The organism is Ruminococcus difficilis (assembly GCF_016680995.1).
The window spans coordinates 1-6,008 of the sequence record NZ_JAEQMG010000005.1 but is presented as its reverse complement, the minus strand read 5'-3'; the positions used below and the strand labels follow the sequence as shown (position 1 = coordinate 6,008).

The following is a 6,008-nucleotide window of genomic DNA, read 5'->3' as shown; positions in this document are numbered from 1 at the left end:
CCCAGAGAATAAAGCTTGCTGGCGATGAGCATGAAGCTGACCGCTACAAAGAAGGTGATTGAGCCGTCCAAACCGTCGACGCCGTCGGTGAGGTTGACCGCGTTAACAACTCCGACGATCACAACCGCAGCGATAATATAATAGAAGAATCCGAGGTCTACCGAGCCTACAAACGGAATTACGGTAGAGGTGCCGTAGCCGGCGATGCCGAGAGTGGCGAGATAAGCCGCCGCGACAGCGAACTGTAAAACGAGCTTCTGAATAGCCGTAAGACCGAGGTTGCGCTTCTTGACTACCTTGGTGTAGTCGTCGATAAAGCCGATAAGGCCGTTGGCGAGCGCAAGACCGAGTCCCGCGAAGATGAAGGTGACCTCGCGGCTGATGTCCGCAAAGTAGGTTTCAATAAAGCCTGCGCCCGTGAGCATATAGACCACGGTGCTGATGACCGAAACCGCTGCGATTGCGATGATAAACATGATACCGCCCATAATGGGAGTACCCTGCTTGCTCTTGTGCCACTTGGGACCGTCCTCAAGGATAGTCTGCCCGAAGTTGAGCTTGTGAAGGAAGGGAATCAGAAACTTTCCCGTCACAGCCGAAATCAGGAAGGCAGCGATAGCCGCGCAAAACGTCCATATTCCGTATACTAACATATTTACCGTTCCTTTCATTTTCGCTTGTATGCCAATGTAAACCGGGATAACCGGAACAAATGCCGAAATAAATCAGTCGCTGTTGCCTTCGCTCGTGTTGGCGGCAAAGGTGACGCTGATAACCGTGCCTCGGCTTACCTCCGCACCCTCCGCTATACTCTGGGCAACCGCTACGCCGCCTGCGCTTACCGCGCCGTTGTAGCTGACGTTGACGCCTGCCTCAAGCGCCACGCTGTTTGCCTCGTATGCCGCGCAGCCGATAAAGCTGGGCACCGTAACCTTTTCGGGCTGGTTGCCCTCGGTGTAGAGAACAACGCTGGAACCTGCCGCAACCTGATTCGATACCGCGGGTATCTGCGAGAGTACGGTTGAGCCGGAACCGACAACCGTTGCAATAAAGCCGTCAGCCTCAGCCTTCTTGAGCGCCTCGTCAACCGAAAGCGTCGTGTAGTCGCCCATGCTGACGTTGAGGTACGCAAGGTCCTCGTCGGAGTAGTCCGTCTTGATTTCGAGATACGGAAGCAGCTCCGTCATAATATTGATGAAGATAGGCGCCGCAATCTGCGAGCCGTAGTACGCACCGCCGTCGGGAGTGTCGAGGAAAACAAGCAGCGCGATCTGCGGATCGTCGGTCGGCGCGATACCGCAGAACGACGAGATGTAGTCCTTCTCAAAGGAGCTCTGCTTCTTTTCAACGCCGATTTTCTCGGAGGTACCGGTCTTGCCGCCGGTCTTGTAGCCGGCAACGTAGCCGCCCGAAGCGCCGTTTGCCTCGGGGTAAGCGGCGAGCATGTCGCACATCTTCTTTGAGGTCTCGTTCGAGATTACCTGACGCTTTACCTTTTTCTCCATCGTCTTGATAACGTTGCCGTGAGAATCGGTGATTTTCGAAACAACGTAGGGCTGGAGAACGTAGCCGCCGTTGCAGACAGCCGCGCAGGCGGTTATCATGCTGAGCGGAGTGATGTTGAAGTTCTGTCCGAAGGAAGCAACCGCGAGGTCGACCATGCCCATCTCGCCCTCAGGCCAGAAGCTGTCGTCCGCCTCGCCGGGGAGGTCGATGCCCGACTTCTCAGAGAAGCCGAAGGCGGTGTAATAGTCGCGGAATTTATCTATTCCCACAAGCTGACCGATCTGAATAAAGGCAGGGTTGCAGGAATGGCAGAAGGATTCGAGGAAGGTCTGGGTGCCGTGACCCGAGGTTACCGAGCAGCCAATGTCGTAGTCCTCAACGCGCATGTAGCCTCCGCAGGTAAAGCGCGAGCTGTCGGTGATTTTGCCCTCCTCAAGAGCCATTGAAGCGGTACACATCTTGAATACCGAACCGGGCATGTATGTATCCGCAACGCACTTGTTACGCCACATTGCCGCGAGAGATTTGCTCTCCTCTGCGTCCTGCTCCTTCTCGGGCAGCTCCTTGATTTTGAGCTGCGTATCGGTCGGAAGGGTGTACGGGTCGTTCAAGTTGTAGCCGTTGGCGGTGACCATAGCGAGGATCGCGCCGGTGTTGACGTCCATCGCAATGCAAACGCCGCGGTTGAGTACGTTGTTGTCGATTATCGCCTGAGCCATGTGCTTTTCGCAGATGCTCTGAATGCCCTCGTCAATCGTGAGGTAGATGTTGTTGCCGTCCTGACTCTCAACGTTCTGCTCAAACTGGAAGGGCATGTTGGTGCCGCGGGCATTTTTGGCGGTGACGATTCGTCCCGGGGTGCCCGAGAGGTAGTCGTCGTATTTGTACTCAACGCCCTCAAGACCCTGTTCGTCCGCGCCGGTGAAGCCGATTACGCAGGACGCGAGGTCGTCCTTGGGATAATAGCGCTTGTAGTCGTCGAGGAGCTGAATGACCGCGCCGCAGTCGTAGTCCTTCGTGAGCTTTTCCTGAAGCTCGATGACCTTGTCGCGCTGCTCAACCTCGATTTTGCGCTTAACGACAGTGTAGTAATTCTGCTGTTTGGTCTTTTCGAGAACGTTCTCGTAGTCAAGACCGAGAATTTCCGACAAGCCCTTTGCCGCCGCCTGACGCTGTTCGTCGTTTGTGAAGTTTATCGGCGCGAGCACTACCTGCCATACCGACGCGCTCTCTGCAAGGGTGGTTCCCTTTGCGTCGTAAATCGAACCGCGCTTGGCTGTTAAAACGGTGTCGCTAAGCTGCTGGTTTACCGCCTTCTCCTGAAGCTCGCTGCCCTGAACCATCGTCAGAAACGACAGGCGCAAAAGAGTAGCGCCGAAGCCGACGACGAGGATGAGTATTATCAGGACCGCCGTACGCTGACGGAGCCGCTGGTTGGGTCCCTTGTCGGCGCGCTTTTTGGGAGGCGTTGACTTTTTCTTGTTATATTCCAAAATAAGCTCCTTCTACCGCAATCGTGTATTAGTTTCATGCAATATGTCAGAGAAATCAGACATTTTGCGTTTGCCCTCTATAAACAAGGAAAAGAGCCAAGACATTTGCAGTCTTAACTCTCATTCTGATTTGTCAGTTCATTATATTTAATTTCAATGAATGTTATGACCAAAGATTTTTAATTGATTCGATAAACTGGGTGAAAATATTCTCACTTTTCTGAACGCTTACCTCCGCTTTATCTCCGCCCTCAAGAGAGATAAACTCCTTCTGGGCATTGGAGGCTTTGGTCATACCGAGAGAAGCGGCGTACTTCTCGATCTCGGCGTTAGAGAGATTCGCTTCAAGCTTCATCTGGTTCTGGGTGTAGATGCTCTGGGTGTCCTCAAGGGTCTCCTGAGCTGTAATGATCTGCTGGTTAAGCTCGGTGAGCTGCACCTGACCTACAATGATAAAACCGATGATCACGGTGACTACCGCCGCGCTCAATCCGCCGAGCACCATCTTGAAGGGATTATGTCTGCGGCGTCTTGATTTGAGCTTGTCCTCCTCGGAAAACTCAACAACGTTATTCTTAGCTTTTTTCTTAGGCTTTCTGACAGGCTCCTCCTCGCGTCGCTTGGGAGCGGCGGAGGAATATGTATTTTCCTCGTCAAAAAGCGTTAAGTCATAAGCAGCATTATTGTTGTATGCCATTGGATTGCACCTTATGCCTTTCTCTATACAAAATTTTCATAAAACACACGTTTGCGCCGGTTCTCGAAAAACGAACGGCAATTTAATTCTTATAAATCAAAAAGTTTCAAAATTTTAACAATTTGATTTCGGAATTCACACACAATCTGTCCGAAATTACGGTTTGAAGCCGTTTTTTACGGATATTTAGTCATAACAGCTTTGTAAATCACAAGCTGTTGTAGCTGTAACATTATTTACAGTTTTGTTATATTTTACACCAAAATACCGCGTTTGTCCATAGCTGAGAAGAAAAAACTTAAATTTTTTCGCATATTCTCAACTTTGCACTCCTCGCTCTGGGGTTTTCTGTCAATTCTGTTTCATTTGCACAAATGGGTTTTTTATTGACTAATTTTGCTTTTGGAGTGTTTCCGCAGACGCAAACCGGGAAGTCCTTGGGGCATGTACAGCCCTGACACCACGCCGCCATCTGCTGCTTTACGATCCTGTCCTCGAGCGAGTGGAAGGTGATTACAGCGAGCCTTCCGCCGCTGCCCAAAAGCTCAAACGCGTTCTCCAGTCCGCGCTTCAATGCGCCCAGCTCGTCGTTTACCGCGATGCGTATCGCCTGAAACGTCTTGCGCGCGGGGTGACCGTCGCGCCTTACCCTCTGGGGCACGTTTGCCTTGACTATCTCGGCGAGCTCAAAGGTCGTTTCGATCGGCTTTTCTTCGCGCGCGGCGATTATTCCCTTCGCGATCGAGCCTGCGTACTTCTCCTCGCCGTACTCAAACAATATCCTGCGCAGCTCTTCGAACGGCAGGGTGTTTACAAGCTCAGCCGCCGTCGTGCCCTTCTGGCTCATGCGCATATCCAGCGGCGCGTCCTCGTGAAACGAGAAGCCGCGCTCGGCGGTGTCGAGCTGATGCGAGGAAACGCCGATATCGAGCAGTACGCCGTCGACCCTGTAGAGCTTTCTCTGGGCGAGAATCTCGCGCATATCGCCGAAATTACCCTTGACGACGATCGAATTCTCGTTCTTGCAGAATCGCTGCGTCAGCGTCTGGATCGCGTCGGGGTCACGGTCGATGGAAATCAGCGTACCGCCGCGGAGGCGCTTGAGTATCTCGCTCGAATGGCCGCCTCCGCCTGCTGTTCCGTCCACATATATTCCGTTCTCTTTTATTGCGAGTCCTTCGATCGCCTCGTTGAGCAGGACGGGCTTGTGAGAAAATTCCATAACGCCCTCCTAGAACACGAAGTTCTCCAGCGCCTCGTCAAGCACGGGCTGCTGCGACAGCATGAACTCGTCATATACCTCTTTGCTCCAGATCTCGATTCTGGTATCCATTCCCAGCACAAGCGCCTCGCCCTCGATTTTGGCGATCTTGCGCAGCGCGGGCGGAATCACGAACCGTCCCTGAGCATTCGGAGTCACTTCCGAGGCGGTCACGGTGAAGTTGTACTGCATAGCCATCGCCTGCTTCGCGGGAAGCTGGCGGATGCGCGCGGAGATATTCTCGTACTCCGTCTTTGACATCACCTGAACGCATTTTGAGTTGAAGCCGTTCGCGACAATGAAGCTCTCGCCGAGCTCCTCACGGAATTTCGCGGGCAACACGATCCTGCCCTTGGAGTCTATATTATGGTTTGACATACCCAAAAACACGTTTGCCCACCTCCGTTTTGCGAATTTCGGCACTCAACTGTCACTTAATGACACAAAATGACACCGACTATCACTATTATAACCTATAAGGCTCCAAAAATCAAGCAGATATTACAATTTAATAAAAATTTCGTTATTATTCCCAAATTACTCCGTCAAGTAATAAAACACATACAAAATGCCGGATTTTGCCCGCTATCAGCCAAAAAATAAAGGCCTGACTATTTCGTCAGACCTTATAAAAGTATCAGAGATATTACTTTTTCTGGGAATTTGCAAGTGTCGAGCGTGTCTTTTTGATGTCGGTGAGCTGGGTTGAAAGGCTCTCCTCGGCGCGCTTGAGGATACCGTCGGCATAGACGTTGGCAGCCTTGCGGATCTCGGCGGACTTAGCCTTGGCGTCGTCTACGATCTCCTTAGCCTTAGCCTGCGCCTCGCGGACAAGCTCGTTCTGGTTAAGCATGATCTTCTTGCGCTCCTCGGCAGCGCGGATAATGTTCTCCGCCTCGCTGTTGGCCTCGTTGAGAATCTGCTTTCTGTCAGCAACGATGTTCTTTGCCTGTCTTACCTCGGCGGGCATAGCGTCCTGAATCTGAGCGATAATCTCAAATACCTCGTCGCTGTTAACCATTACCTTGCCGCCCGAGAGGGGTACCGGTCT

At 52.2% G+C, this 6,008-nt stretch carries 6 protein-coding genes; all 6 read right to left on the bottom strand.

Translation table 11 applies throughout. From position 1 onward, the window contains the following. Positions 1–653: MraY family glycosyltransferase (locus tag JKK62_RS00120; protein ID WP_494545952.1), on the bottom strand; the 653-nt coding region annotated here is incomplete at its 3' end. 72 nt (positions 654–725) lie between these two features. Beyond that, positions 726–2,999, bottom strand: a complete 2,274-nt coding sequence (locus tag JKK62_RS00115) for a penicillin-binding transpeptidase domain-containing protein (protein WP_201426507.1) — start codon at positions 2,997–2,999, stop codon at positions 726–728. A 163-nt stretch (positions 3,000–3,162) separates the two neighbouring features. Continuing rightward, complete coding sequence (locus JKK62_RS00110) at positions 3,163–3,696, bottom strand: hypothetical protein (RefSeq protein ID WP_201426506.1); 534 nt, start codon at positions 3,694–3,696, stop codon at positions 3,163–3,165. A 298-nt stretch (positions 3,697–3,994) separates the two neighbouring features. Beyond that, positions 3,995–4,918 carry a 16S rRNA (cytosine(1402)-N(4))-methyltransferase RsmH gene (rsmH, locus tag JKK62_RS00105; RefSeq protein ID WP_201426505.1) on the bottom strand — a complete coding sequence of 308 codons (924 nt, stop codon included), beginning with the start codon at positions 4,916–4,918 and terminating at the stop codon, positions 3,995–3,997. Positions 4,919–4,927: 9 nt separating this feature from the next. Beyond that, the gene (locus JKK62_RS00100; RefSeq protein WP_201426504.1) at positions 4,928–5,335 is read right to left on the bottom strand and encodes a division/cell wall cluster transcriptional repressor MraZ; all 408 of its coding nucleotides are present in this window, start codon (positions 5,333–5,335) and stop codon (positions 4,928–4,930) included. 268 nt (positions 5,336–5,603) lie between these two features. Continuing rightward, positions 5,604–6,008: ATPase (locus JKK62_RS00095; RefSeq protein ID WP_207752113.1), on the bottom strand; the 405-nt coding region annotated here is incomplete at its 5' end.

What these genes read in the sequence shown, in the direction of transcription:
- rsmH (WP_201426505.1), bottom strand. Translation starts at nt 4,918, where the DNA reads ATGGAATTTTCTCACAAGCCCGTCCTGCTCAACGAGGCGATCGAAGGA.
- JKK62_RS00100 (WP_201426504.1), bottom strand. Translation starts at nt 5,335, where the DNA reads ATGTCAAACCATAATATAGACTCCAAGGGCAGGATCGTGTTGCCCGCG.
- JKK62_RS00110 (WP_201426506.1), bottom strand. Translation starts at nt 3,696, where the DNA reads ATGGCATACAACAATAATGCTGCTTATGACTTAACGCTTTTTGACGAG.